Source organism: Streptomyces caelestis (genome assembly GCF_001279005.1).
Taxonomy (GTDB): Bacteria; Actinomycetota; Actinomycetes; order Streptomycetales; family Streptomycetaceae; genus Streptomyces; species Streptomyces heliomycini.
This window is the reverse complement of sequence record NZ_LGCN01000247.1, coordinates 1-26,363: the sequence shown is the minus strand read 5'-3', so window position 1 is coordinate 26,363 and position 26,363 is coordinate 1. Positions and strand designations below refer to the sequence as shown.

The following is a 26,363-nucleotide window of genomic DNA, read 5'->3' as shown; positions in this document are numbered from 1 at the left end:
GTGCGGGGGTCATCGGACCGGGGTGGGGATCGGTGGGGCGGCCAGGCGGTTGATGCGGTACATGGTGCGCTGGAAGAGCTCGTCCGCGGTGAGGGTGGCGAAGCGCTGGGGGGCCGGTTCGGTGTCCGGGACGCGCAGGGGGGTGAGGGTGGTCCAGGGGGTGGGGTGGCAGAACTGGACGATGGACAGGCGGCCCCCGTTCTGGCCGGGCCGGGCCACGACGCGGTGGACGGCGGCGCGGGCGAAGCCGTTGGTGAGGCGGTCCAGGGCCATGCCGACGTTGACGACGGCGTGGCCGGGCGGCGCGTCCACGGCGAGCCACTCACCGTCGACCAGGACCTCCAGGCCGGACGCGGTCGCCCTGGGCAGGGTGGTGATCAGGTCGAAGTCCTGGTGCTCCACCGCCCACACGTGGCGTTCGGAGGGCGCCTGGTCCATCGGCGGGTACCAGGTGGCCCGGTTGACGACGGGGCCGTCCTCCAGCATGTCGGTGAAGTAGTCGGGGTGGGCGCCGAGGGCGTCGGCGAGGGTGCGGACGACGTCGTGCTGGAAGCGCACCATGCGGGCGTGCAGTTCGCGCAGCGCGGAGCCGATGCCGGGCACCAGGTGGTCGGGGAAGTACGGGTCGGGGTAGCGGGCCGGGTAGCGCAGGCGCAGCGGGTGCCGTGCGGGCAGCGGAGCCCCCCAGTGGAAGAGTTCCTTCCAGTCCGGTACGGCGCCCTTCTCGGCGTGCTCGACCAGGGGCGGGGTGTAGCCGGCCTGGCCGTTGCTGCCCGCCACCCGGCAGGCGTTCTTGGCGTCGGGGGACAGGGCGAAGAAGGCGTGCAGGAAGGCGTACGCCTCGTCCAGCAGGCTCTCGGGAACGGTGTTGCGGACGAGGAAGAACCCGTCGCGCAGCGCGCCGCGCAGGTGCTCCCGGCCACCGGGCCGTTCCAGGTCGATTTCCTTGAGCATGTTCCGTCCCTTCACGGGCGGCGGGGTCGTCCGTCGGTCATCCGTCGGTCGGGCGGTCGGGCGTACGGTCGGTCGTGCGGAAGGAGAGCGCCAGGTACTTGAGCCAGTGGCCCCGGTACCGGAAGTTCCGGTCGATCACCAGGCGGTCCACGGGGGCGAGCCCGGCGCCGGCGTACAGGCCGGTGACGTCCTGTTCGGTCAGCCACCAGTTCAGGCGTCCGTCGTCGAGGACCATCTCGGTGGTCTCGCCGTCGGGGCTGAGGAAGACGCTGACCACGAGGACCCCGCCGGGGCGCAGCAGGCGTGCGCCGTGCGCGGCCCAGGCGGGCCAGTCGGCGCGCCGCTGGTGGTGCAGGCAGCCGTTGTCCACCACGAGGTCGTGCCCGGTGCGGGCGAAGTCCAGGAAGTCGCCCTGCCGGAAGCGGGCCCGGCCGCGGGCGGGCGGCGGGGCGTCCCACACGTCCAGCAGGTCCAGGCCGGTGCTGTCGGCGTCGAGCCGTTCGGCGAACTCGGTGGTCTGGCGGCCGCGTCCGCAGCCGACGTCCAGGACCCGGCGGCGGCCGGCACCGGTGGCGGCCGGCGCCTGGGCGCAGGCGAAGCGGGTCACCCGGGCGTTGGTGTCGGCGCCGGTCCACGAGTCGCGCGCGTGGCCGTACCAGTGGCCGAAGGAGTCGGCGACGGTCTGCCGGTAGGCGGTGTAGCCGGCCGGGGCGGCGGTGGTCGGGGTGTCAGTGGTCGGCGGCATGGGCCCACTCCTCGGCGGTTCCGCGGCCGGCGGCGACGGCCACGGCGTGGCGGCCGCGCGGCCCCTGGTCGACGGTGCGGGACGCGCTGAGCCAGGCGCCCGCGGCACTGCTGGAGACGGCGACCTGCTGGGTGCGCCGCAGCCACCGCATCGCCTCCAGTGCTTCGGCGTAGCCGACGTCGGCGAAGGTGAACTCGTCCTCGTACGGGGCCAGCAGGGGTTGTCTGAGGCCGTGGCCGAGTCCGCCGGTGCCGCTCATCCGGCGGGCGCCGTCGGGGGCGCGGCCGTCGCCGTAGGGCGCCTCCGCCGGGAAGACGGCGACGGGTGTGCAGCCCGGCCAGCGGGCGCGCAGGGCTTGGGAGGCGCCGACGAGGGTGCCGGCGGAGCCGACCGCCGCGGCGAGCGCGACGGGACGCACCCCCTCCCGGGCGAGCCGGGCGATGATCTCCGCGCCGGTGCGTTCGCGGTGCAGGGCGACCGCCTCGGCGGCGCAGTGCTGCAGCAGCAGGTGGCGTCCCTCGCGTTCGGCGACGCGCGCGGCCTCGTCCATCGCGCCGAGGAATCCGGCGCCCTCGGCCCCGTGGGTGACGTGCGCGCCGTGCCGGCGCAGGACGCCGACGAGGCGGTCGGCCGTGCCGTGCGGCACGGTCAGGTGCAGGTCGAGGCCGAGCGTGGCGCACATCTCGGCCAGGGCCAGGGCGAGGGAGCCGCCGGAGTACTCCACGAGCCGGAGGCCGGCGGCGCCCGAGCGGGCCACGGCCGCGCTCAGCAGGGCGTAGGCGGTACGGGCCTTGACGGTGCCGGTGAGGTTGGCGGCCTCCACCTTCAGCCACACGGTGCCGCGGCCCGTCCGGCTGGGCACGGGCACCAGCGGGGTGGCGCCGACGGCCGGCCGCAGTGCGGCGAGCGCCGGCAGCAGCCGCAGGGCGCGCCGCTCCAGCGGGGCGAAGGGCGCCTCGAGGTCGGCGCGGCCGGGACGGCGGGCGGCGAGCACCCGCTCGATGTGCGCGGGCCGGACGGGCGCCGGCGCCGTCATCACCGGGGCGCTCATGACGGACGCTCGCTGGTGGCGAGGCGGAACCCGACGGGGTAGAGCGGGCCGGGGAAGGCGCCGTGCCGGCGGCGGGTGCGGGTGAGGTCGCCGAAGCGGGAGAAGCTGCCGCCGCGGGCGACGCGGTAGGCGCCCATCGACTCCACCAGGTGGTCGGCGACGTGCTCCCCGCCCGGGTAGGGGGCGTAGTCGTCGGCGGTGAACTCCTCGACGTTGCCGCCCATGTCGTACGCGCCGAACGGGGCCCGGCCGGCCGGGAAGGCGCCGACGGGGGTGGTGGTGTGCACGCCGGACTCGCGGGTGTTGGCGGCGTCCGCGTCGAAGCCGCCCTCCCACGGGTAGGGGCGCCCTTCGGGGCCCTTGGCCGCGTACTCCCACTCGGCCTCGGTGGGCAGCCGCCAGGGGTGGCCGGTGCGCTCGCTCAGCCAGCGCGCGTAGTGGTCGGCGTGCTCGGGGCGGATGCCGGCGACGGGGTGGTTGGAGCGGTCCCAGGGGTAGGCGCCCAGGTACCAGGTGGCGGGGCGGTCCCCGAGGCCGGTGTCGGCGAGGAAGTCGCGCCATTCGCCGTTGGTCACCGGGTAGCGGGCGATGAAGAAGTCGGCGATCTGCACGGTGTGTTCGGGGGTCTCCTTGAGGATCCAGGACTCCTCCACGCCCTTGTCGGCCCAGGCCCGGACGACGTATCCGGTCTCCTCGGCGGGCAGTCCGATCGGGACGGCGGCGCCGGGCACGAAGCAGACGGCCGGCACGGGGGTGATGCGCGGGTCGCCGAACAGGGCCAGCATGCCGCCGGCGGCGAGCCGGTCGGACAGCGGCAGCGCGGGGTCCTCGACGGCGGCCGTCAGGTGCAGCAGGTCGGCGGAGGGCCGCCGGGGCCGCGGGGGGTGCAGGCGGGCCGGGTCGGCGAGGTCCGCGTGCTCCGCGAAGTGCGGGGAGCGGGCGATGTCGTCGAGGTTCACGCGCTCGCCCCCTTCAGCAGCGCCAGGGTGTGGCCGGTCCTGGCCTTGGCGGACAGGTAACGGGCGTTCTCGTCGGTCAGGTGGACGCCGGTGGGCAGCACGGCCTCGACGCGGATGCCCAGGTCGCGCAGCTGGGCCACCTTGTCGGGGTTGTTGGTCAGCAGCCGGATGCGGGTCAGACCGAGGGCGCGCAGCATCGCGGCGGCGGACCGGTAGTCGCGCTCGTCCTCCCCGCGGCCGATGATGCGGTTGGCGCTGAACGTGTCGATGTCCTGGTCCTGGAGGACGTAGGTGTCGAGCTTGTTGTACAGGCCGATGCCCCGGCCCTCCTGGCGCAGGTAGAGCAGGACGCCGCCCTCGTCGGCCAGCGCGGTGAGCGCCTCGTCGAGCTGGGGTCCGCAGTCGCAGCGGGCGGAGCCGAGGACGTCGCCGGTCAGGCACTCGCTGTGCAGCCGCACCAGCGGCACGGCCTGCGGCGCGTACGGCAGGACGCAGGCGAGGTGCTCCTGGGCGTCGGGCAGGCCGTGGAAGGTGACGAGTTCGGCGGGGCGGCCGGTCGCGCGGTGCAGGGTGACGGGCACCCGGGCGCGGACCGAGGCGGTCTGGGGGAGTGCGGTCAGGGTGTTCACGCGGCCCTGCTTTCGGTCGGGCGGGCGCCGGCCCGGTGGGTGGTGGTGGTGGGGAGGGTGAGCAGCTCGCCCAGGTGCAGCGAGCGCCGCACCGCGGGCCGGCCGGCGGGGTCGAGGCCGACGACGAGGATCCGGCCGTCCCATCCGGCGACGGCGACCGTGCCGTCGGTGAGGCGGAGCATGCAGGACAGGCCCTGGGCGAACGCGGCGAGGACCCGGCCGGAGGCGAGGGTGGCGGCCGAGTCGTCCCAGTCGACCTGCCAGGCGTGGAGGCCGAAGTCGTAGGAGCCGGCCAGGACGACGGGCCGTTCGGCGTCGCCGAGCAGGGCCACGCACTTGACGGACTCGTCGGGGCCGAGGAGGGTCTGCACGCGCTCGGCGCGCCAGGCGCCGTCGGGCAGGCGGGTGATCCGGCCGGTCTTGACGGTGTGGTCGCGGGAGGCGCTGGCGGCGGCTTCGGCGCCGAGCGCGGCGACGGCGTTGACGAGGTTGCCGTGCTCCCACAGCGTGCTGCGTCCGTGCGGTCCGCCGGCCGCCACGGTGCGGTCGGTGGCCGCGGACAGGAAGCCTCCGGCCACGGCGGTGAGGGACTTCACGGAGCCGTCGTGCGCCTCGATCCGCTCCACCACGTCGAGGGCGCCGGGGGTGAGGAGGAGGAACTCGCCGTTGTAGGTGCCGGCGACGAGGGAGCCCTCGTGGAGGGCGAGGGAGGGCACGGGCGCGCCGAGGCCGGCGCTGGAGGTGAGCGCGGTGCCGTCGTGGCGCAGGACGTGTCCGGAGTAGGTGCCGGCGTAGACGGTGTCGCCGTCGGTGGCCAGGGACAGGATCGGGCCGTCGGTGAAGGCGGTGGTACGGACCGCCGCGGGGCCGGACGCGTCGGTCCGTACGGCGACGACGAGACCGGAGTCGGTGCCGATGAGCAGCTCGTCGCCGTGCTGGGCCAGCGCGTTGGGGCCGTGGGTGGCGCCGTCGGGGGCCGCGATCTCCCGGCCGGTGGCCAGGTCGTAGAGGTGGGGGCCGTTCCAGAAGCTGCCCGCGGCGACGACGCCGTGCGCGACGGCGACCGAGCGCGGCCACACCCGGCGGTCCTCGACGCGGTGCAGGCGGGCGCCGGCGACGTCGAAGTGGTGCAGGGCGCCGTCGTAGGCGCCGACGACGAAGGAGGAGTCGTCCTCGGCCCAGGCGACCGCGCGGGCCGCCGAGGTGGACACGGGGACGGTGCGCACCACGTCCAGGCCGGCGGTGAGCAGGTCCACGGCGCCGTCGTCGCGGGCGACGGCGAGCAGCCGGCCGGAGTGCGACCAGGCGCAGCCCTCGATGGAGGAGTCGTAGCGGCGGGTGCGGGGCCCGTCGGGCCCGTCGGGGTCGCCGACCGCGACCAGTCCGTCCTCGCCGACGGTGGCGACCAGGCCCTGTGCGCTGACCGACACCATCATGCAGTGCGCCTCGTGCGAGCCGACCTCGGCGAGGAACCGGCCGTCGGCGGTCGACCACAGGGTGGCGCGGCCGTCCTCGGAGACGCAGATGAGCCGCTCGCCGTCGGGCAGCCAGGCCACCGAGTTGATGTCGTCGGTGTGCCGGGCCAGCACGGTGTGCAGGGTGGCCCGGCCCCGTGCGCCCACCCGCCAGACCGCCACGGTCTTGTCGGCCGACGCGGTGGCCAGGACCTCGGGGTCGGCCGGGTTCCAGGCGGAGGCGTTGACCAGGCGGCGGTGGCGCAGCCGGGCCAGCGGGGTGGGCCGGGACGGGTCGGCGGTGTCCCAGACGATCACCGTGCCGTCGTACGAGCAGGTCGCCAGCCGCTGTCCGTCGGGCCTGAACCCCACATGGGTGAGGGGGGCGGAATGGCCCGGCCCGCAGGCCGGAAGGTCAATGGTTCGCACGCCGTCTCGTCCTTTTCTCGGATGGCTCGGTCACAGGGATCGTCGGATTCTCGGATTTCCGGGCCATCGGGTTCACCGAATGCCGAAATTAGCCGGGCGGATTTCCTCACGGCGAGCGGGCGGGACGGAATCCGGCAACTTCCGGTATTCCCCTCCGCGGGGTTGACAGCGGGTCCGGACCACGTCGACGGGCGCTGCAATCCGGCCACTTGACCCATTCGTCCCGGCTTCCTTGAGGAGGCCGGCGGGCCCGGCGGACGCTGACGCGGAAGGCAGGACCGGGCCAGGGAGCTGAGCGGCGTGCACATAGTTCTGGTGGAGACGGCGTCCGTCCGCGGATTCGACATGGTCGCGGAAATGGCGGACGCGGGAATCGAGGTCAGTTTCGTCACCGGTGATCTGGACGCCTACCGGGGAAAGCCGGGATTCGAACTCTCCTCGCGGGCCGCGCGCGTCGTCGAGGTGCCGTCCCCGGACCGCGGCGGCCTCGCCGGCCGGCTGCGCGGCCGGCTCGGCCCCACTCCGGTCGACGGGGTGATCTGCCGCGACGAGGTGTACGCGTTCGCCGTCGCCCGGCTCGCCCGACACCTGGGCGTGCCCCACGAGTCGCCGGCGACGGCCCGCGTCCTCGGCGACAAGGCCGCCGTGCGCGCCCGCCTCGCCGAGCACTCCGTCGGCTCGCTCGCCTGGCGCACGGCCCGCACCGAGGCCGAGGGGCTGGCGGCGGTGGACGGGATCGGGCTGCCCGTCGTCGTGAAACCCACCGCGGGCGGCTGGTCGGTGGGGGTGACCGTCGCCTGGACCCGGGCGGAGGCCGCCCGCGCCCTCCGCGAGGTGCTCGGGACGCCGGCGGACCGCGCCGGCACGTCCCCGCGGGCGCTGGTGGAGCAGTACGCGGTGGGCCGGCACGTCAGCGCGGAACTGCTGGTGCAGGGCGAGCGGATCGTCCTGCTCGGGTTCGCCGAGCGGCTGCCCGCGCCGGCCGGCCAGACCGCCGAGCTCGGCGGCCACTTCCCGGCCCGCATCGAGCAGGAGGCGGCCGCCCGCGCCTTCGTCGTCGACGCCGTGCGCGCCCTCGGCATCCGCGCCTCGGCGGTCCACGCCGAGCTGCTGCTCACCCCGACCGGGCCCGAGCTGATCGAGATCAACGCCCGGGTCGCCGGGCACGTGGTGGCCCGTCAGATGTCGCTGGCGCTGGGCCGCTCCCTCACCCGCGACCTGGTGGCGCTGGCCGTCGGCGACCCGGTGCAGGAGGCCGCGCCCCCGCGCTCGGTCGTCGCCCTGCACCAGCTGTACAGCGTCACGGACGCCGTGGTGCGGGGCGTGAAGCCGGTGGACGCGCTCACGCACGAGGTGGTCGACACGCAGGTCGCCGTCGAACCGGGCGACCGGGTCCGGGCCCTGCGCACCAACCACGACCGGTTCGGCTACGTGCTGGCCCGCGGCCGCACCGGCCAGGAGGCCGCGCACGCGGCCGCCGAGGCCGCCGGACGCATCCTGGCGTCGCTCGAGCTGGAGGAGGTGCGGGCGCCCGGGGCCCGTCCGGCGGACCGCGCCGGAGACCCGGACCCCGGCACCGGGCCCCACCGCGTCGCCGTCGACCGCCGGGGCCCCGCCCCGGCGCCCCCGTCCGCCGTACGGCGCACGGCGCCGGACCCCGCTCGACCCGGCCGCGAGGCACCGCCCGCCGCGGCCGGCCCGGCCTCGACGACATCCCCCGCTCCCGCCGCGCGGCAGGACCGGGACCCCGCGCCCGGCGGCGACCACCTGCTGCTGTTGCTCGGCGCCGACGATCCCGCCGAGCGGATCCTGTCCGCCCTGGGCGCGGTCACCGCGCGGCTGAGCGTGGTGTGGACCGGCGGGCCGGACGGCGAGGACGAGGCCCGGGAGCTGTGGCGGCGCTCCTACCGCGGACAGTGGCACGGTGCCTCGAGCGGGCCGGACGTCCGGGCCGCGGCCCGTCTCGTCCACCGGGCCGGGGCGGTGCGCGCCGCCCTGACCTTCTCCGCCTCCCCCGTGGCACGGCAGCTGCGCGACGGCGCCCCGGTCACCACGTCCGCGGACCGGACGCCCGGGCACACCGTCGTCGTGACCGCGTACCACGGCGCCGTCCGGGCCCTCGCCGTCATCGACGAGGAGCCGGACGCCCGGCTGCTCCCCTCGGGCCTGGTCGCACGGCTGCGGGAACCGCTCGCCCGGCGGGCGGAGCGGGCCGTGCGCGCGGCACGGCTGGAGGGCGTGGTGCGCTGCTTCTTCCCCGCCGACCGGCCGGACGCCCCGGCCCCCGTCCTGCTGCCCGGCCTGGACGCGGCGACCCTCGACCTCTACGACGCCGTGCACACCCGCGGTCTCGTGTGCGCCGTCGCCGACTCCGCCCTCGGCCGCCCACCGCGCGGCCGGAGCCGGGGCACGGTGGCCGTGCAGCGCGAGGCGCGCACCCCCGACGGCCGCTTCCGGGTGCTGGCGGCCACCACCGCGCGGGAACTGGGCGCCCGGCCCGGACTGTTCAGGGCGCGGGTGTTCACCCGCGCCGGCGACGTCCACCGGGGTCCCGGGTCCAGCGTGTGGCTGCGGCACACCGTGACCGGCGCCGACCGGGAGCGGGCGCGGCGGGCCGCCGCACGGCTGGAGGACTCCCTCGTCCTGCGCACCGCCCCCCTGGACCGCACCCACGTCCTGCTGCTGGACCGGATCGGCCCCGCCACGTGGACCCTCCCCGACGGCTCCCCCGTCCTGCCCGCGGACCGCTTCCGGCTGAGCGTGCTGACGTCGGCGGACGGGTCCGGGCCCGCCGAACTGACCGTACGCACCGACCTGGGCGACGACTTCGCGCTGGACCACCTCGCCCGCGCCGTCCACGCGGCGCACCCGGTCCACCGGGTGGCCGCCCTCTCGGAGCGGCTGCTCGAACCCGCCGCACGGCTGCGGGAACTGCTCGGCGCCCCGGGCCGGGGGACCGAGGAGGTGCGCCGGTTCGTGGACAAGGCCGTCATGAAGCGCATCGCCCGCCGCCACGGCATCCGCTGCGCCGACGGACTGCTCGCGCACACCCCCGACGACGTGACGGAGATGTTCGACCGCCACGGGAGGATCGTCCTCAAGCCGAGGGCCGCCTCCGGCTCCCAGGGGGTGACCGTCGTCTCCTCCCGGCCGGCCCTGGAGGCCTGGCTGCGCGAGGAGTTCGTCCCGGGCGCCCAGCTGTGCGAGGAGTTCGTCGACGCCCCGATGTGCCACATCGACGCGGTCGTGCGCGACGGCGAGCCGGTGTGGAACGTCTCCGTCTACGCACGCGACACCATGGCCCTCAGACGCGGACGGCCGCTGTCGTCGGCGACCTCGGCCGACCCGCTGGTGCGCGCGGCCGCCGAACGGCTGCTGGCCCGGGTCGTGGACGCCTGGCGGGTCCGCTCGGGCGTGCTGCACCTGGAGGCGTTCCTCACCGCGGGAGACCTGACGTTCTGCGAGGTGGCCGCGCGGCCCGGCGGCGGCGGTGTCACCGAGGCGTTCCTCGCCACCAACGGCGTCGACCTGTGCCACGCCAAGATCCTCGCCGACGCGGGCGAGGACCCCCTCGCCGGACGCCGCGACCCCGTGGCCGCGCACGCCGGCTGGACCGTGCACTACTGCGGCGCCGGACGGCTGCTGGAGTACGACGACGCGACGGTGGCGCCCGACGCCCACGTCCGTTCCCTCCAGGCGCGCGTCGGCGACACCGTCCCCGCGTCGTCCTTCTCCGGCACCGGGGTGAGCACCCACGTCTTCGTCCACGACTCGCACCGCGAGCTGATGCGGCTGCTGGCCCGGGCCGAGCGCGAGATACGCGTCGTGACCGGCCCGGCGGACGAGGGGAGGCAGCGGTGATCCTCGGCATCCTCGGCAGCGCCGCCAAGGACTCGGTGACCCGCGAGGTCCTGCTGCGCGTCGGCGAACGCGTCGAACGGTCCGGCGGCCGCTTCGACGTCGTCGACCTGGCCGTGGAGTTCCCCCGCGCGCACGCGCTCGAGGACTACGACGACCCGCCGCCCGGCAGCCAGACCGCGCTGCTGCGCGCCCGGGTCGCCCGCGCGGACGGCGCCGTGCTCGCCACGCCCGTCTACCACGGCTCCTTCAGCGCGCTGCTGAAGAACGCCCTGGACCACCTCACCGGCGACGCGCTGGCCGGACGGCCGGTCGGCCTGATCGCCGCCGGCGGCGGACCGCGCGGCGCCGGCACCGCCTGCGACCAGCTGCGCACCGTCGTCAGGGCGCTCAGCGGCTGGGCCACGCCCACTCACGTGGCCACCACCGCGGCCGACCTGACCCCCGGGGAGCCACTCGACTTCCTCGACCGCAGGCTCGACGACCTGATCGGCGAGCTCCTGTCCTTCCGTACGTCCCCCCTGTCCCTCCCCGTCCTCGGATGAAAGGTCTCACCATCATGGGCACCCCCCACGTTCTGCTCCTCGCCGGGATCGGCGGCCACGCCCCTGACGAGGCCCTCGACTCCCTGTCCACGCTGACCGACACCGTCAGCGTCGTGTACATCACCGCCTGGCGCTCCTCCGGGCCGGTCCGCGCCGACTGGGAACAACGCGGTCTGCGCGGCGAGTTCCTGGACGTCCCCGACCTGGACGCGGCGGTCCTGGCCGCCGCCGACCTGCACGGCCGGCTGCCCCTGGACGGCGTGGTGACCTACTCCGAACTGCTGCTGCGCCCGCAGGCCGAGATCGCCTCCCGCCTGGGCCTGCCCGGCAACCCGCCCGAGGCGGTGGCGGTCGCCCAGTCCAAGGCCCGGCAGCGGCTGGCCTTCGCCGAGGACGGGGTGCCCTCGCCCGAGTTCGAGATCATCACCAGCGAGCGGGACCTCGCGGCGGCCGCCGCCCGCGTCGGGCTGCCCGGCGTGTTCAAGCCCTCGCTGGGCGCGGGCAGCCAGAGCGTCCGGCTGGTGTCCACGTACGCCGAACTCATCCACGCCTTCACCGCCGCGCGCGCCGAGAAGACCGCCTTCCTCCAGGCCGACGAGGCGTACCTGCTGGAGCAGCGCATGGCGCTGGAGACGGACGGCGACAGCGGCTACGCGGCCTACTGCAGCGTGGAGTCGCTGCTGGCCGACGGCACCGCCCACCACCTGGCGGTCGCCGACCGGCTGCCCCTGGAGCACGGCTACGCCGAGGAGGGCGTCCTGCTGCCCAGCCGGCTGGACGAGGCCACCCAGGCGGCCGCCGTCGACGTCGCCGACCGGGCGATCCGGGCGATCGGACTGGTCTCGGGCGCGGTGCACACCGAGATCGCGCTGACCGCCGACGGACCCCGCGTCATCGAGGTCAACGCGCGCGCCGGCGGCCCGCTGCCCACCATGTTCGAGGTGGCGGCCGGCTACGACTACGCCGCCGAGATCGGCCGCGCCGCGCTCGGCCTGCAGCCGGGCGCGCTGCCGAGGTTCACCCGGGTCGCCCTGCTGCGGTTCCTGCCGATCCCGGTGGGCAACTGGCGGGTGGCCGCGCAGACCCCCGTCGAGGAGGTGCTGCGCGCCTTCCCCGAACTCGTCTACGTCTCCCCCCGCTTCACCCCCGGCCAGCGGGTCAGCCGGCAGCGCACCCTGCACCTGGTCAGCTTCATGGTGAACGCCCCCGACCGGGACGCGGCCCGCGCCGTCACCCGGCAGGTGGAGCGGGCACTGGACATCCGGCTGGTACCGGGCTTCGACGCGACGACCGGGGCCGACCGTGACTGAACCCGCCGTCGCACAGGAGACGGCGGCGCCGGTGCGCAGGTTCTACGTGGTGGGGCTGTGCGACGCCCTCGGCCTCGGCATGTACCTGTCCCTGTCGGTGCTGTTCCTCGACAAGGCGGTCGAACTGACCAACCACCAGATCGGCATCGTGCTCGGCGCCTCGGGAGTCGCGTCCCTGCTGGGCGCCATGCCCATCGCCCGGGCCGCGGAACGGCTCGGCATCCGCGCCGTGCTGGGCGCGCTGTTCGCGGTCCGTTGCGCGGCCTTCCTCGCCCTGGCGGCGGTCGCCTCCTTCGAGCAGGCGCTGGGCGCGGCGGCGGTGGCCGGGCTGCTCAGCCGCGGCATCGGCCCGCTGATCGAGTCCGGGCTGATCAGCCGGGTCAGCGACGCCCGGGCCGTGGGCACGCTGGCCCGGCTGCGGACCCTGCGCAACGCCGGCATGGCGGCCGGGGCGCTGCCCGCGGGGGCCGCGATCGCCGTCGGCGAGGCGTGGGCCCACCGGGCGGTGCTGGTGGCGTCGGCCGTGCTGTTCCTGTGCTGCGCGGCGATCTGCCGCGGCTTCCCGGCCACCGCCGCCGCCGCGCCCGGCGAGCGGCCGGAGCGGGCCGGCGTCCTGCGCAACCGTCCCTTCCTCGGCATCACCGCGCTCTACGGGGCGTTCACGCTGTCGGCGCTGCTGCTGGGCATCGGGGTGCCGTTGTGGATCGTGCAGCGGACGCAGGCGCCGTCGTGGAGCGTGACGCTGATCCAGCTGCTGAACACGGTGATCATCGTGGCGTTGCAGGTACGGCTGAGCAAGGGCTCGGAGCGGCTGGCGCGGGCACGGACGCTGATGTGCCTCGGGGGTCTGCTGGCGGGGCTCGGCGCGCTGACGGTGCCGTTGACGGCGCTGGGCGCGGGGCGGCTGGACCTGGCGGTCGTGGTGGTGGCGGCGGTGCTGCTGTCCCTGGGCGAGCTGCTGATCACCGCGGGCACGACGGGGGCGGCGCTGCTGCACATCCCCGAGGGCCGCAAGACGGCCCATCTCGCCGCCCTCAACCTGGGCTTCGCGGTGACGACGGTGATCGGCCCGCCGCTGATCAGCACCGGCATCGGCTGGGACTGGGCCGGCTGGACGGGCTGGGCCGTGTTCTTCGCCGCCCTCGGCCTGATCGCCCTGCGCGTCCCCGGGCCACCGGCCCGGCCGCACCGTGACCGTGAACAGGCGGTGGCCGCGGCGGTGTGAGGAGCCGGGCCGCCGCGCGGGCGGTCGTACGGACGGTCGTGCCGGCCGTGGGCGGGTGGTCCGCCCGCGCCGGGGAAAGCTCGCGTTCCGGTGGTGGGAGGCCGGGGCGTGTGAGGGTCCGCGTCGCCGCTACGGGGTCGGGCGACGCGGACCCGGGGGAGACGTCAGTCGAAGACCGGGCCCTGGGTGCGGGAGCGCTTGAGCTCGAAGAAGCCGGGGCCGGCGGCCAGGAGCAGCAGGCCGTCCCACAGGTCCAGTGCCGCCCGGCCGCGCGGGGCGGGGGTGACGACCGGGCCGAAGAAGGCCGTCCGGGTGCCGTCGGGGCCGGGCAGGGCGATCACCGGTGTGCCGACCTCCTGGCCCACCCGGTCGATGCCCTCCTGGTGGGAGGCGCGCAGTTCACGGTCGTAGGTGTCCTGGTCGGCGTACTCGATCAGGCCCGGCGCGAGGTCCGCCTCCTCGAGCGCTCCCGCCATCGCCTCCCGGCTCGGGCCGAGCCCTTGATGGTGGATGCGGGTGCCGAGCGCGGTGTAGAGGCGGCCGGTGACGTCGTCGCCGTACTTCTGCGCCGCGGCGGTCACCACCCGCACCGGTCCCCACCCCTCGGTCAGCAGCCGGCGGTAGCGCTCGGGCAGGTCCTCGCGGCCCTCGTTCAGGACGGCCAGGCTCATGACGTGCCAGCGGATGGCGAGGGGGCGGTGTCCGGCGACCTCCAGCAGCCAGCGGGAGGCCATCCACGCCCAGGGGCAGACGGGGTCGAACCAGAAGTCGACGGGAGTGGGAGCGGGGGCGGCTGCGGGCACGGTCGTGTTCTCCTTCCGCGTGGTCCGCGACCCGTTCCAGCGGGCGCGGACCTCGGTCGTGACCACCGCGCCACGTGGGGGTGCCCGGGGCGCGGGTGCCGGGGGTACGGCGGGTACACACGCTCGACGGCACCGGTCGAGGCCCGGCCAAGCCCCGGCCAAGGCGGAGGAACGGCCCCCCGCGGACCCCGCGCCGGGGGCCCGCACCCTGTCCGGCACCGTCCTGCGCACCCGGTGGCGCGGGTGGTGGCGCGGCACGTGCACGAACCGGACGAAAGCCGGCTCCGCGCGGCTCTCCGCGCCCATGGGTCGGTACGCCGTCGGCCCTTGAGGGCCTCCGGTGTACCGACGGGGCCTGCGGGTGCTCGGGCGACTGCGGCTTGTCGAGGGTGTCCATGGATGCGTGGCCGAGGTCGGCGCAGGCTGATGGAGGCATACGTGACGGGTGGTTCGTCGGCTGCGGCTGCATCGTGGCGTGCTTTCGTCGGCTGAGGACGGGGTGGGAGGGCCGAGTTCTTCGTCGACAGGCCGGAAGCGGACGCCGCTGCGAGCGCTTCGTGGGAAGGCGCGGAGCAAAGCCTCGCGCGACTGCTTGCAGGAGCACGGTGCGCGGGTGGGAGCCGCCACGGCAACGGCCTGTGTTGCTGTAGGAGAGGGCGCGCAGCGCAAGAACGTCCTGACCTGCAGAGATGCCCTTCCTCATACGGTTCTGACGATCTGGCAGCCAGTCCTGAGCATCGTGCACCCGGTTCCTGAGGGCAGGGCAGGCAGTTCCGGGAGCCGCTGTACCCATGTTTCGAGAACCGTGACCACGCCTGCAGGATCCGACCAGATTGACCTCACGTACATGAGCAGGCGCTGCTCCCGCTGGGGGCGACCTCGCTCGCGGATTGATGCCTGGTGAAGCGACACGCCCTGGAAGCGGACTTCATGAACTCCACGCTCATGTACGTTGAGTTCATCTGGTCGGCCCCGAGGGCCGCCGTTCATCGACGTCAAGGCAATGTCCGACTATGGGAGGGTCTGTTGGGGGCAGTACGCAGACTGGTCGATGCCGACACCGGTGAGGCCATCCCCTATGCGCCCTATGCCTTCTCGGGCGAGCACATCCAGGTGGACAAGGCCAGAGTCGAAGCGATCACCGAAAGCAGGGAATTCACTCCGAGCCAGAAGTACATGGTGCTGTGGTGGATCGGAGTCTCCCCTCAAGGCATGGCGCCGCTGAGGGCGACCGGCGCGGACATCGCCAAGAAGGTCGGGATGACCGCCGATGCCGTCGGCAAGATCAACCGGAAGCTGCTCAAGCAGCGCATCCTGATCGAGCGCGGACGCATCGGCAACTACAGGCTCTACCGGATCAGCCCGTACATTGCCTTCCACGGGACCGGCATCGAGCAACGAGAAGCGATCAAGACATGCAACCCGCCGGACATCCCCGGCTTCAACAACACGGCCCCTTCACTGCGGGAGGTCCAGTGAACAACGACGACAAGCACAAACTCCTGGACGTCCTGCACCGTACGGCCGGCATGACCGCCAACCAACGCCTGGTCATCATGCTCTACGCGATGCACCCCACCGACCGTGCCGGTGCCGTCGTCGAAACCGGCGCCAAGCTCGCCGAGCTCGTCGGCATGTCCCCGACCGTCTTCTCCCGTACCCGGCGTCAGGTCGTAGAGGCCGGATGGCTCGAGGAATCCGAGCGGCTCGCACACATCAGCTATTACAGGCTCAGCGCGAAGAGCACCGGCGAGGACGTCGTCGTGCCTCTGCGTCGCGCAACCTGAACGGCTCCGAAGCTGGAACTCATGTACGTGAGGTCAATGAGTACCGATCTCAGGACCGGTACTCATTGACCTCACGTACATGACGGCCCGGCGCCTTCGAACATGGACGAGCATCCCGGACCGTTCGTCCGGACGAAGGCCACCGACGCATCTCCGACTCAGGTCGCTAGGAACGCGTCGCCTTCGCGCATCCGTCCCCGGCGGACCCGCTCCGCCCGACCGGCGCGCTGCGGTCGTACGGGTCGATCTCCGTGTTGGCCTCGTCCGCCCGGCCGTCCGTGCCGAAGGGCGGGGTGAGGTAGCCCGTGGGGGCGCCGCAGCCGCCGTTGGTCATGTCGTACGCGTACGAGACGATCGAGAACGTGCCCGGCTCCGTGATCACCTTGTCGGGGTCGTCCCAGCTCAGGACCAGCTCGCGCCGGACGATCGTGCGCACGATCTCGTCGTCGCTCCCCGCGCGGGCGACCGGGTAGACGAAGGTGACGTCGGCGGTCACCTGAAGCGCGCCACGCTCCCCCTCCCGGTAGGTGAGCCGTCCCCGGGTCTTCACGACGTCGCCGATCAGGCGGGTGCGGGAGGGCTGGAAGCGGCTGAAGAGGAGGAGGGGGTCGTTCTTCTCGCTCGGGGTTCGGAAGGCGGTTCCCAGGAGGTCCTGGACGTCCTCCTGATGCGGGTTGATCAGTTCGACCGCCTTCGCGGGGTGCTCACCCCGCAGCACCCCGCGATCCAGGTTGGACATGACGAGGAAGTCCCGACTGCGGGCGAGGGCCCGCTCCACCTCGGCCGCACTCATCCAGCCGACCGCACCGGCCTCGGGCACGGTGATCCCCGCCGCTCCGCTCGCCCACCTCGCCGCCGGCGAGCCGCGGAACGGCTCGTCCACCGTGGGGCGTCGGGCCGCCTCCGCCGGAGGCGCCTGGGTCGGACGGGCGGTCTCGGCCGCCGACGGCGCGGCGTCGGGGTCGCCGCCGGCGAACAAGTCCACTGTCCGTTCCGGCGCGAGCGCCACCACCACCAGTACCAGCGCGGCCAGCAGCCCGGCCACGTACCAGCCCGTGCGCCGCCTGGGCCGCGCGGGTGTGTAGCTGCGCCAGCCCTCCGGGCCGCGGCCGGGCTCCGCGCGCAGCCGCTTCGCCACGTCACGGGCCCGCGCCGACGGCTCCTTGGGCGCGTCGGCGGCACCCGCCACCGACTCCCGCAGAAACCGCTCCCACTCCTCGTCGGACCTGGCCGAGCCGTCCCGCCCCGCACTCATCCCCAACCCCCTGCACTCAACGCACCGCAGCTCACTCGTCCGGGCGCGCCCGCATGATGACACGGAGCGCTGACAGCGGAACCGGCCGGGCGCACGGCGCGGTCGCGCCGTCCTTCCGCGGCCAACCGACCGAAGCGCTCGGACACACGTGTCCGGCGACAGCCACCCGCTTGCGCCGATCGCGCCGATCGACGAACGGCTGTGCCCGGCACGGCCCCGACGCGCCCTGAAGTCAGCCCTCTCGCAGCACCGCCCGGATCACGTGCCGCGCGTTCTGTGCCATCGCCGGGTTCGTCTCCCGGTAGTACGGCAACGCGATCAGCGCCTGCGAGAGCGTCCGTCCCCGGCCGCGGACCCAGGTCGCGTCGTCCACGTCCAGCGCCTCGCGGAAGACGTCCCTCGCCCCGGCCGGCAGCAGGTTCCACGCGGGGAACAGATCGCAGGCCGGATCGCCCGTCCCCAGGCACCCGAAGTCGATGACCGAGGTCAGCCTGCCACCGTCCACCAGCAGGTTGCCCGGCATGAGGTCGGCGTGCAGCCACACCGGCGGCCCGTCCCAGCCGGGGGCCCGCAGCGCCTCCTCCCACACGGCCGTGGCGGCCTCGCAGTCGACGCCCTCCTGCGGGATCCCGCGCAGCTCCTCGATCGCCGCCCGGGTCTCCGCGTCGAGCGAGGCGACCGGCCCCCCGCGGTGAGCCCGCGGCGCGCCCGGCAGGGTGATGCTCCGCATCGCCGCCACGAACCCGGCCAGATCCTCGGCCAGCGGTACCGGCTCGCTCAGAGCTCCCGCCTCGGGGTTCTCCCCGGCCAGCCACCGGTACACCGACCACGGCCACGGGTATCCCTCCGTGGGCTCGCCCTCCCCGAGCACCTCGGGAACGGCCGTGGGCAGGTGGGGCGCGAGCCGGGGCAGCCACGTCCCTCCACCAGCACGTCGTCGGCCCCGCCCGGCACGAGCGGCAGCCGTACGACCATGCCCTCGCCCAGCCGGTACATGGCGTTGACCGTCCCGCCGGACGGAAACCGCGCGACCGCCAGCCCCTCCCACTGCGGGAACTGCCCGGCGACCAGCCGCCGCACAAGGCCGACGTCGACGGGACGCGTTCCCGGATGCATCTGCCTCGTCTCCACGGCACGCCATCCGACCGCCGGACCCCGACGGGCGTCAATCGCTTTTCCGACGCCACCCCTTCCGCCATGCGGCCTGCGTGGAGCCGGTACGGGCAGTCGTTGCCGTGCAGCGAGCGGGGAGCGGACGGCGCGTTGATCCGTCTCAGGGTGATGTCAGATGGCTGCCATGTTTCCAGTGTTGGCGGTATGTGGCCGCAGGGGACGCCGAGTTGGTGAGGTACGTGCCGTGCCGGATGACGGTGGGGGCGTGGGACGACGCGTGAAGGGTGTGCGACAGCCGGGTGTTTGCATGTGCCGGCGAGCGCCAGGGGAGGTGGCGTGGCGCTCCGCTTCGTGTCATCGGTGCGGCGGATCGTCGTCGGCGCCCATCCTTTGCGCAGGTCGATAGGGGCGCGGTGAAGTGGTGGACGGGTTTTCACCGCTGACGGTCCTCGGCGCCTCGACGCATCCGGTGGCCGGGGCCGAGGTGGGGCGGCTTCCTTGATGAGCCCGTTCTCCGGGCCTCCGGTGCGGAGCATGTTTATGGATCCCGGTGGTGCGGGCACAATGACTATAGAAGTTGGTTGCCAACTTGGTTAAGTTGGTCAAAGTTGGTTCTCGGTTCTCCTGTCAGCCCAGGTGGAACAGAGGCGGGCGGCCTGCGGCAGTGGGCCGTACAAGGGGTCTGTAGCAGCGGGCCCCCAAACCCGTGTCAGCCCTGCCGGACTCGAACCCGGCAGGGCTACAGGCGTAGACGACGCACGGCAGATGCGGCAGGTATGCCTGCCGCATCTGCCGCATTTACATGTTCTGCGTTGCGCCCGCGTTCTGGCGTGACGTCAGTAGGGCATCTCTCGGAGCACGGAGCCCTCAGATGCGGCTGCTACCGCACCGGTTCCGTTTCGCCGATCCGCCTGGGCTGACACGAGAGGACACCGGCCACCATGAAAACCCGCCTGCTCGAAGAGCGAGGTCCCGGGCCTGCTCCGGGACCTCAGCCGCATCCCGTCACCGTGCCCCGACTGCCCGTGGCCAACGCCGTAGCGGCCGTGGTCATCGCCGTCACCGTTCTCCTGGGGGCCATTGCGGTACTGCTGCTGATGCCCGGCCATCTCGAGGCATTGGGAACGACCGTGACACTGGCCGCCTCGGGGTTCACCCTCGCGGCCAGAATCGCCGTCCCACGCTCGGGCTGACCTCTACCGGGAACCGGCGCCTTCCCACAGCGAGAGGGAAGGGGCCGGTTCCCACGTAACGGCGCATGTACGGCACGGCAACGGCGGCGAGGACGACAACGCCAGTGCTACGACGCCGCTCGAGTTGCTTGGGAGTCGAGGTTGCCTGGCCCAGGCAAGCGCAGGATCAAGGAAAATTCGCCTCGATCTGCGACTTCACTGCACGAGTGAAGTTGCTTTGCTCTCCTGGAGGTGCGGGCGGAGGGGGACAGCACCTTCACGCAACCGTTTGAAGTACCTTCCACGTCATGACCACCATGCCGGCTGAAGCGAACTTCTCGGAGCTCGTCCAGAGACCCGAGGACACCGTCGCTCGCATGCAGGTCAGCGCTCGCAAGGGACTGCGCCTGCACCGTCGTGACGCGGAGGACCTGTACCTGACCACCGCCGCGAGGGCCGCCCGGGCCGTTGAGGTGGTGGACTCGATCACCCGCATGTTCGCGGCCCTCCTCAAGGAGGGCCCTGCCGCCGTCGACCTGCTGACTCGGGTGTTCCCGGAGGCGTTCCCCTGGGTGCGTTTCCTGCCCGACGGGGCCGTCCGCGAGTTCCTTGTGGAGTTCGTGGAGACGGCTCGGGCCAGTACGGATCCGGGCACCATCGAACCGATCAGCCAGGTGATCGCCGAGTGGAAGCACACTGCTGAGATCTACGCCGATCCCGAGCTGTACGCCGCTCTGACTGCCGGCCACGGCGACGTGGACTTCGGGGATGTTCCGGCCCCGGAGGCGGCCGGCGAGTGAGTTCGGGCAAGGGGGATCCGGTACCGCCGCCGTCCGGCAAAGGCGGGTACCGCATCAAGTTCGCCCATACGGTCATCGAGGGAACCGCAGAGTTCCTTCGATGACCGTCAGCGGCATGTCGCCCTCGCGTCAGCCGTCATTCCAGCCACGTTCCGTCGCGCATGATGACTCTCCCGTGCAGTTCCGGCTCGCCGCGCCAGGCGCGCACGGTCCTCGGGGCCACGCGTACGTACAGGAAGGAGCCCTCTTCCACGCGTGGATCCCACCCGAACTTGTCGGCGAACGCCTCCGCCGCGTCTTCGGGCACCTCCTGATCCGGGAAGCACTCGGCTTCGCCCTGGAGGAGCACCACGTCGAAGGTGTCCGGCAGCGCCAGGCGCACGCGCGGCTCTTCGCGGACGTTCCGCGCCGTCGCGGAAGCGGCGCCGGTGCACATCCACACCGCTCGCCCGTCCCACAGGAACCACAGCGGCACCTGGTGCGGTCCGTGATCGGGGTGGGACGTCGACACCCATACGTCCCGCTCGGCGACGAGCCGCTCCAGAGCGGCGCGCTTACGCTCTGCCGTCCGACGGCGAACGGTTCCCGTGATCTCCATGAGGGCCGACCGTAGCCAGCGGACGTGAGGTGCGCCTGAGGCGCAGGACCTACTCCCAGCGACCGATGAACCCCTCGGCTTCTGGCTCGGGCAACCGAAAGGGCCGGCTCGTGAGTACGCCTGGCAACCTGCTGTCGCCCGGGGAGTGGGGGGCGTGCGCCGCCGGCGTGGTGGCGGGCCGTGGGCTCAGGTGAGGGCGGTGGCCAGCAGGGTGAAGGCGGCGATGATGACGGCGACGCGGACGTAGTGCCAGCGGTTCCAGCGGTCCAGCTGTTCCTTCCAGTCGGCGGGACGGTTCTCGGGGGTCCTGGTCTTGCCCCGGTCGTTGATCGGGACGAGCAGCAGGATCGACATGATCACGCTGACGATCAGCAGCCCGGCGGCGATGACGACGAGGCCGGCGCCGTCGTGGTGCCGGCCGGCGACGGCCCAGATCGCGGCGAGGACGAGCGAGCCGAGGTACCAGAACGGCATGACGGCGCCGAGCATCCGGCCGCCGTGGGCGCGGCCGAGCTGGCCGCTGTCCTCGGGGAGGGCGTTGAAGATCGGGTTCATGACGAAGGCGACGGAGAACTCCACCCCCACCATCAGGCCGACGACCACGGTGGTGAACACCTCGAGTGCGTTGAGCATGACGGCTCCTCCAGAAATCTAGCGTTGCTAGCCAGTAAGGCAACGCTAGTACTGCTGCCGCTCGATTGTCTAGCGGTGCTAGGATCGGGTCATGTCGGTAAAGGAACGCAAGGAGCGCGAGCGGGCGGAGCGCGAGCGCCTCATCGTGGCGACCGCCCGCGAACTCGCCGAGCAGCAGGGCTGGGACGCGGTCACCACCCGCCGGCTCGCCGAGCGCATCGAGTACAGCCAGCCCGTCCTCTACAGCCACTTCCGCGGCAAGCGCGAGATCATCGGCGCCGTCGCCCTCCAGGGCGCCGCCGAGATGGCCGTCGCGGTGCGGGCCGCGACCGCCGCCGCGGAGGGTCCGCGCGCCCGGGTCACCGCCCTCGCCCGCGGCTACCTCGACTTCGCCGAGCGCAACCCGGCGGTCTACGACGCCCTGTTCCGGCTCGACGGCGGTCTGGCGTATGCGCGGGAGGACACCCCGGAGCCCCTCAAGGACGCCTTCGCCGCCCTGCTGGAGTGCCTCGGCGAGGTCGCCGGGGACGGCGTCCACCCGGGGCTGTTCACCGAGGTGTTCTGGGCGTCCCTGCACGGGATCGCGACCCTGACCCGGGCGGGACGGCTGCCGCCGGAGGAGGCCGAGCGGAGGGTGGAGCTGCTGGTGGACCGCCTCGCCGTGCTCTGACGCACCGTCCCGGCGGGCACGCGGCCGGGGCCCCCGAGCCCCGGCGCCGCCCGCCTCCGGCATCGCTTCCGGTCGCTCGCGCCCCCACGGCACGGCCGCGGACCGCCGCGGCGCCCGTCGGTCACCACCCGATACGCGCCCTGGCCGCAGGCGGAGGCGCGGGCCGGGTCAGTCCCCGGGGGCGGACAGGGTGAAGTGGAGGGCCGCGATGGTCATTCCGCGGGCGTGGTAGAAGCGGTGGGCGGTGACGTTGGCGGTGCCGGAGTCGAGTTCGACGCGGTGGCAGCCGACCGCGCGGGCCCGTTCGGCCAGGTGGGTCATCAGGGCCGTCGCCATGCCCGTCGCGCGGTGGTCGGGGTGGGTGACGAGGTCGTCGACGAAGAGGATCCGGCCGCGGCTGGTCGCCAGGACGCGGTGCGTGGCGACCGCGGCGCAGCGGCCGCGGCCGTCGTACGCGGCGGTGAACACCAGGCCCTGGGCGTGCGCCTCGGAGGCGAACCGGTCGAAGTCCTCTTCGGTGAGCGCGGGCCGCAGGGCGCGGATCAGCGGCCGTACGTGCGCGGTCATCCGCCGGTCGTCGGGCGCCACATCGGTCAGTACGGGGGACACGACGGGAAGCGTAGAGGCGTGACGGACGTATGACCGGACCGAGTTGACACACCTTCGGGCCGACCTGACGGACCGTGTCCCACGATCGCCGCCGGCCCTGCCGCACCGGCCGGGGGCGGTGCCAGACTCGGCGACCATGCGTGCCGCCTACATAACCCAGCTCGGCTCTCCCGACGTCATCCGTCACGGTGAGCTGCCACCGCCCGTGTCCGGCCCGCACGACGTGCTGGTCGACATCGAGGTGAGTGCCGTCAACCACGTGGACACCTTCGTCCGCTCGGGGGCCTGGCGCACCCCGGTCGAGTTCCCCTTCGTCATCGGCCGCGACCTCGTCGGCACGGTGGCCGCGGCCGGACCGGCCGCCACCGGCTTCCGGCCCGGCGACCGGGTGTGGTGCAACAGCCTGGGCCACGACGGCCGTCAGGGGGCCGCCGCCGAGCAGGCGGCGGTGCCCGCGGACCGGCTCTACCACCTGCCCGACGGGGTGGACCCGGTGGACGCCGTGGCCCTGGCCCACCCGGCCGCGACCGCGCACCTGGCGCTGTTCACGCACGGCCGGCTGCGCGCCGGCGAGACCGTCGCCGTGCTCGGCGCCGGCGGCAACGTGGGCAGCGCGGCCGTCGTGATGGCGGTCCGGGCGGGCGCCCGGGTGATCGCCGTCGCCTCCGGCCGCGACGAGCCGTACGTGCGGTCCCTGGGGGCCCACCACGTCGTGGACTACCGTTCGGCCGACGTCGCCGGGCAGATCCGGGCCGCCGCGCCGCACGGCGTGGACGTCCACGTCGACACCTCCGGCGGCAACGACCTCGAGACCGCGGTGGACCTGCTGGCGAGCCGGGGCCGGATCGTGCTGCTGGCCGGACTGCGCACCCGCCCGGTGCTGCCCGTGGGGCCGCTGTACCTGAGGGACCGTTCCGTGCACGGCTTCGCCATCTCGCACGCCGACACCGCCCAGCTCGCCGACGCGGCCCGCGGCATCAACGGGCTGCTGGCGTCGGGCCTGCTGCGTCCGCGCGCCACCGAGGTGCTGCCGCTGAGCGAGGCGGCCGAGGCCCACCGCCGCCTGGACGAGGGGAAGGTGCACGGCAAGCTCGTCCTGCACGTGCGCGACTGACGCGACCGAGAAGGCGGGCGGCGCGATCCGCCGCCGGTGAGGGCGCCGTGGCCGCCGCCGTGGCGCCTTCACGCCTTTCCCTTTTCCCGATGGAATACAATCCCCGCGGCCGTTTTCCGGTCGCGGGTCGTCATTCAACTTGACGGACCCCGAACGGCTTGATTGCTCCGGTTCCGCGCGCCTCGGCAGGATTGCCGCCATGACAGCGAACACTGGAACCGTCATCAACAATTCCCCGCTCTTCGAACTCGACGCCCGAATTCGCGTTTCCGCGACGCCGGCGGAGATCTATTCCGTGGTCAGCGACCTGACCCGCAGCAAGGAATGGAGCCCCGAGTGCATGGGCGGCGAGTGGATCGAGGGAGAGCCCTCGGCGGTCGGGTCGGTCTTCCGCGGCGAGAACCTGCGCAGCGAGGACGTGGTCGGCTGGGCGCCGCTGGTGCGCGGCACCTGGTACACCGAGGCCCGCGTGGTGGCCGCCGAGCCCGGCCGGACCTTCCGCTGGATGATGCTCACCCACGCCCGCGAGGACCAGGAGTCGATCTGGGGCTTCGACGTGGAGGACGCCGGCGACGGCGCCTCCTGGCTCGTCCACCACTTCCGGATGGGCAAGGCCACCGCCGGAATCCACAAGATCGTCGCGGATCTCGACGAGGACGGCCGCAAGCGGTTCATCGCCGAATGGACCGCCAAGCTCGGGCAGGACCTCGACGACACCCTGGCCCGTATCAAGGACGTCATCGAGAAGAACTGAGGCCGCGCGCCGCACCACCCGTATCGGCAGGCCGCCGGCTCCGCGATGCGGCCACCCCCTTCAGGAATCCGCAGCCATGGACGAGAGATCGGTTACATGTTTCTCCAGCGAATAGGAAGCAAGGGAATTCGGCTCGGCACGCTGTTCGATCGAGCGGCGGCCCGCCATCCGGCGAATTTCGTGATCCTCGACCACGACCTGGACATCGCCCCCGGCCTCGGCCGACGCGTGACGCTGACCGAACTGGCCGAACTGGTGGACGACATCGCCTCCCGGCTCTGGTCCGTCAAGGTGCGCCCCGGGGACCACGTCGTGGTGCACAAGAGCGACGGCTTCGACATCTCCCTCCTGGCCTGCGCCGTCGCCCGTACCGGGGCCATCCCGGTGCTGCTGTCGCCGAAACTGGACGGCGCGACGGTCGCCGAACTGCTGCGCCGGGTCGGGCAGCCGTTCCTCGTCACCGACCAGGACAAGCTCGAGCACCACCTGCCCGGCGAGGTCTTCGACCTGTCCCGCAGGGTGCTGCTGGCCTCCGGCGAACACGAGGGAGCGACCTCGTTCGCCTCGCTGGCCGGCGTCGAGCGGGTGCCCGCGGTGAGCATGCCCATCGACCACCCCACCCTCATCACCCACACCTCCGGCACCACCGGCACCCCGAAGCTGGCCGTGCACACCGGCATGAGCTTCCAGTCCCGCTACCGGCCGCAGGCCACCGTCGTGCGCACCGCCGTGGGCCGCAGCGAGCCCATCGCCGTCCACGTGTCGTTCGTGCACTCGCGGATGTTCACGGCGATGCCCATCTCGATCCTCCAGGGCCACCCGCTGATCATCCTCAGGGACGACGACCCGCAGACCGTGGGCGACCTGTTCACGCAGATCCCGCCCGGGTTCATCGAGGCCCACCCCAACACCTTCCTGCGCTGGGAGGAGCTGGCGGACGACCCGCGCGGTCCGCTGGCGAACGTGAAGTACTTCTCCTCCACCTTCGACGCCATCCACCCGCGCACCGTCAACACCATGCTGAAGGCCTCCCGCCGCAAGGGCCGGCGCTTCGCCCAGGCCTACGGGCAGAGCGAGGTCGGCCCGATCGCCGCGCGCACCTACTCGCTCAAGGACGGCGCGGACTTCAACGGCCGCTGCGTCGGCGTGCCGTTCCCGGGCATGACCGGGGTCCGCGTGGTCAGCCGCAACGGCGCGCCGGTCTCCAAGGAGAACCCCGGCTTCATCGAGGTCAGGAGCGACGGACGGATCGTCACCTACCTCGGTGAGCACCAGCGCTGGCAGAAGCAGGTCAACGACGGCTGGTGGCGCATGGGCGACCTCGGCTACCGCACCCGGTTCGGCTGCCTGCACCTGCTGGACCGCGAGGTCGACGAGATCCCCGGCGTGCAGTCCACGCTGGAGATCGAGGACAAGCTGTTCACCCGGCTGCCGGAACTGGTCGAGGTCATCATCATCCCCGGCCCGGACGGGCGCGCGGTGCCGGTGGTGTGCACGCGCGACGACGCGCCGCTGGACGAGATGGCCTGGAAGACCGCGGTGGTCGATCTGCCGGCGCTGGGCGATCCGGTCCAGTGGCGGCTGGAGGACCTCCCGCAGACCGCCACCACCAAGATCAAGCGTCTCGAGCTGGCCCGCCTGCTGTCGGCCGGTCCCGCCGAGTAGCACCCCCGGCGGACCGGGCGGGCCCTGCGGCCACCGTCCGGACGGCGCCCCGTGCGAGCTTTGCGCCCCGCCCGGTTCCCACCGCATCCCCGGCGGACCGGGCGGGCCCCGGCCACCCGTCCGGACGGCGCCCCGTGCGAGCCCCCACATCCGCCCGGCCGCCCGGTCCCCGCCCCCCCCATCCCCCCCCCCCCCCCCCCCCCCCCCCCCCCCGAAGCCCCCCCCCCCCCC

Annotated in this window: 23 protein-coding genes and 1 pseudogene; 12 read left to right on the top strand and 12 right to left on the bottom strand. The window is 73.5% G+C overall.

Annotation, left to right across the window (positions count from 1 at the left end; translation table 11 throughout):
* Positions 1-9: 9 nt before the first annotated feature.
* The 6 genes from ADK41_RS33645 to ADK41_RS33620 are packed head-to-tail and all read right to left on the bottom strand — an operon-like array spanning position 10 to position 6,221.
* Entirely contained in the window at positions 10-954 is a 945-nt protein-coding gene (locus tag ADK41_RS33645; RefSeq protein ID WP_063781741.1) for an isopenicillin N synthase family dioxygenase, read from the bottom strand.
* Between the two features lie 37 nt (positions 955-991).
* Entirely contained in the window at positions 992-1,699 is a 708-nt protein-coding gene (locus ADK41_RS33640) for a class I SAM-dependent methyltransferase (protein ID WP_051843676.1), read from the bottom strand.
* A complete protein-coding gene (locus ADK41_RS33635; RefSeq protein ID WP_106979621.1) occupies positions 1,683-2,750 on the bottom strand; it encodes a pyridoxal-phosphate dependent enzyme in 1,068 nt (355 codons plus the stop codon). The genes ADK41_RS33640 and ADK41_RS33635 overlap by 17 nt, the downstream gene beginning before the upstream one ends.
* Positions 2,747-3,709, bottom strand: a complete 963-nt coding sequence (locus tag ADK41_RS33630; protein ID WP_030836703.1) for a formylglycine-generating enzyme family protein — start codon at positions 3,707-3,709, stop codon at positions 2,747-2,749. The genes ADK41_RS33635 and ADK41_RS33630 overlap by 4 nt, the downstream gene beginning before the upstream one ends.
* A complete protein-coding gene (locus tag ADK41_RS33625; protein ID WP_030836700.1) occupies positions 3,706-4,329 on the bottom strand; it encodes a GTP cyclohydrolase II in 624 nt (207 codons plus the stop codon). The genes ADK41_RS33630 and ADK41_RS33625 overlap by 4 nt, the downstream gene beginning before the upstream one ends.
* A gap of 5 nt (positions 4,330-4,334) precedes the next feature.
* The gene (locus ADK41_RS33620) at positions 4,335-6,221 is read right to left on the bottom strand and encodes a WD40 repeat domain-containing protein (protein ID WP_106979620.1); all 1,887 of its coding nucleotides are present in this window, start codon (positions 6,219-6,221) and stop codon (positions 4,335-4,337) included.
* 300 nt (positions 6,222-6,521) lie between these two features.
* Here ADK41_RS33620 and ADK41_RS33615 point away from each other — a divergent pair, with 300 nt between their 5' ends.
* The 4 genes from ADK41_RS33615 to ADK41_RS33600 are packed head-to-tail and all read left to right on the top strand — an operon-like array spanning position 6,522 to position 13,159.
* Entirely contained in the window at positions 6,522-10,082 is a 3,561-nt protein-coding gene (locus tag ADK41_RS33615; protein ID WP_158717735.1) for an ATP-grasp domain-containing protein, read from the top strand.
* Positions 10,079-10,624, top strand: a complete 546-nt coding sequence (locus ADK41_RS41895; RefSeq protein ID WP_051843671.1) for an NADPH-dependent FMN reductase — start codon at positions 10,079-10,081, stop codon at positions 10,622-10,624. The genes ADK41_RS33615 and ADK41_RS41895 overlap by 4 nt, the downstream gene beginning before the upstream one ends.
* Before the next feature lie 14 nt (positions 10,625-10,638).
* The gene (locus ADK41_RS33605) at positions 10,639-11,934 is read left to right on the top strand and encodes an ATP-grasp domain-containing protein (protein ID WP_030836695.1); all 1,296 of its coding nucleotides are present in this window, start codon (positions 10,639-10,641) and stop codon (positions 11,932-11,934) included.
* Positions 11,927-13,159, top strand: coding sequence for an MFS transporter (locus ADK41_RS33600; RefSeq protein WP_030836693.1), 1,233 nt, complete (start codon positions 11,927-11,929; stop codon positions 13,157-13,159). Before ADK41_RS33605 ends, ADK41_RS33600 begins: the two co-directional genes overlap by 8 nt.
* Positions 13,160-13,323: 164 nt before the next feature.
* Here the strand turns inward: ADK41_RS33600 and ADK41_RS33595 are convergent, their stop codons facing one another.
* Positions 13,324-13,962, bottom strand: a complete 639-nt coding sequence (locus tag ADK41_RS33595) for a DSBA oxidoreductase (protein ID WP_030836690.1) — start codon at positions 13,960-13,962, stop codon at positions 13,324-13,326.
* A gap of 1,026 nt (positions 13,963-14,988) precedes the next feature.
* Here ADK41_RS33595 and ADK41_RS33590 point away from each other — a divergent pair.
* Together ADK41_RS33590 and ADK41_RS33585 are read left to right on the top strand one after the other, a co-directional pair.
* Complete coding sequence (locus ADK41_RS33590) at positions 14,989-15,441, top strand: MarR family transcriptional regulator (protein ID WP_030836687.1); 453 nt, start codon at positions 14,989-14,991, stop codon at positions 15,439-15,441.
* Positions 15,438-15,749, top strand: coding sequence for a replication initiation protein, RepL2 (locus ADK41_RS33585; protein WP_030836684.1), 312 nt, complete (start codon positions 15,438-15,440; stop codon positions 15,747-15,749). The genes ADK41_RS33590 and ADK41_RS33585 overlap by 4 nt, the downstream gene beginning before the upstream one ends.
* A gap of 166 nt (positions 15,750-15,915) precedes the next feature.
* Here ADK41_RS33585 and ADK41_RS33580 read toward each other — a convergent pair whose 3' ends face one another.
* A complete protein-coding gene (locus ADK41_RS33580) occupies positions 15,916-17,004 on the bottom strand; it encodes a hypothetical protein (protein WP_030836682.1) in 1,089 nt (362 codons plus the stop codon).
* Between the two features lie 232 nt (positions 17,005-17,236).
* Positions 17,237-18,120: pseudogene (locus tag ADK41_RS33575) on the bottom strand (aminoglycoside phosphotransferase family protein).
* 938 nt (positions 18,121-19,058) lie between these two features.
* On the opposite strand from ADK41_RS33575, the gene ADK41_RS41890 reads away from it, so the two are divergent.
* Positions 19,059-19,310, top strand: a complete 252-nt coding sequence (locus tag ADK41_RS41890) for a hypothetical protein (RefSeq protein WP_158717734.1) — start codon at positions 19,059-19,061, stop codon at positions 19,308-19,310.
* Positions 19,311-19,597: 287 nt separating this feature from the next.
* Positions 19,598-20,089, top strand: a complete 492-nt coding sequence (locus ADK41_RS33570) for a hypothetical protein (protein WP_030836678.1) — start codon at positions 19,598-19,600, stop codon at positions 20,087-20,089.
* Positions 20,090-20,225: 136 nt separating this feature from the next.
* On the opposite strand, the gene ADK41_RS33565 is transcribed toward ADK41_RS33570, so the two are convergent.
* Complete coding sequence (locus ADK41_RS33565) at positions 20,226-20,687, bottom strand: pyridoxamine 5'-phosphate oxidase family protein (RefSeq protein WP_030836675.1); 462 nt, start codon at positions 20,685-20,687, stop codon at positions 20,226-20,228.
* A gap of 186 nt (positions 20,688-20,873) precedes the next feature.
* Positions 20,874-21,320, bottom strand: coding sequence for a DUF1772 domain-containing protein (locus ADK41_RS33560; RefSeq protein WP_030836672.1), 447 nt, complete (start codon positions 21,318-21,320; stop codon positions 20,874-20,876).
* A gap of 91 nt (positions 21,321-21,411) precedes the next feature.
* Between ADK41_RS33560 and ADK41_RS33555 the strand changes: the two genes are divergently transcribed.
* On the top strand, positions 21,412-21,990 hold the full coding sequence (locus ADK41_RS33555) for a TetR/AcrR family transcriptional regulator (protein WP_030836660.1): 579 nt from the start codon (positions 21,412-21,414) through the stop codon (positions 21,988-21,990).
* A 168-nt stretch (positions 21,991-22,158) separates the two neighbouring features.
* Here the strand turns inward: ADK41_RS33555 and ADK41_RS33550 are convergent, their stop codons facing one another.
* Complete coding sequence (locus tag ADK41_RS33550) at positions 22,159-22,599, bottom strand: GNAT family N-acetyltransferase (protein WP_234319174.1); 441 nt, start codon at positions 22,597-22,599, stop codon at positions 22,159-22,161.
* A gap of 136 nt (positions 22,600-22,735) precedes the next feature.
* Here ADK41_RS33550 and ADK41_RS33545 point away from each other — a divergent pair, with 136 nt between their 5' ends.
* The 3 genes from ADK41_RS33545 (at position 22,736) to ADK41_RS33535 (ending at position 26,132) form a co-directional block, all read left to right on the top strand.
* A complete protein-coding gene (locus ADK41_RS33545) occupies positions 22,736-23,713 on the top strand; it encodes an NADPH:quinone reductase (RefSeq protein WP_030836654.1) in 978 nt (325 codons plus the stop codon).
* Between the two features lie 199 nt (positions 23,714-23,912).
* A complete protein-coding gene (locus ADK41_RS33540) occupies positions 23,913-24,467 on the top strand; it encodes an SRPBCC family protein (protein WP_030836651.1) in 555 nt (184 codons plus the stop codon).
* A gap of 96 nt (positions 24,468-24,563) precedes the next feature.
* Positions 24,564-26,132 carry a class I adenylate-forming enzyme family protein gene (locus tag ADK41_RS33535; protein ID WP_030836648.1) on the top strand — a complete coding sequence of 523 codons (1,569 nt, stop codon included), beginning with the start codon at positions 24,564-24,566 and terminating at the stop codon, positions 26,130-26,132.
* Positions 26,133-26,363: the final 231 nt, after the last annotated feature.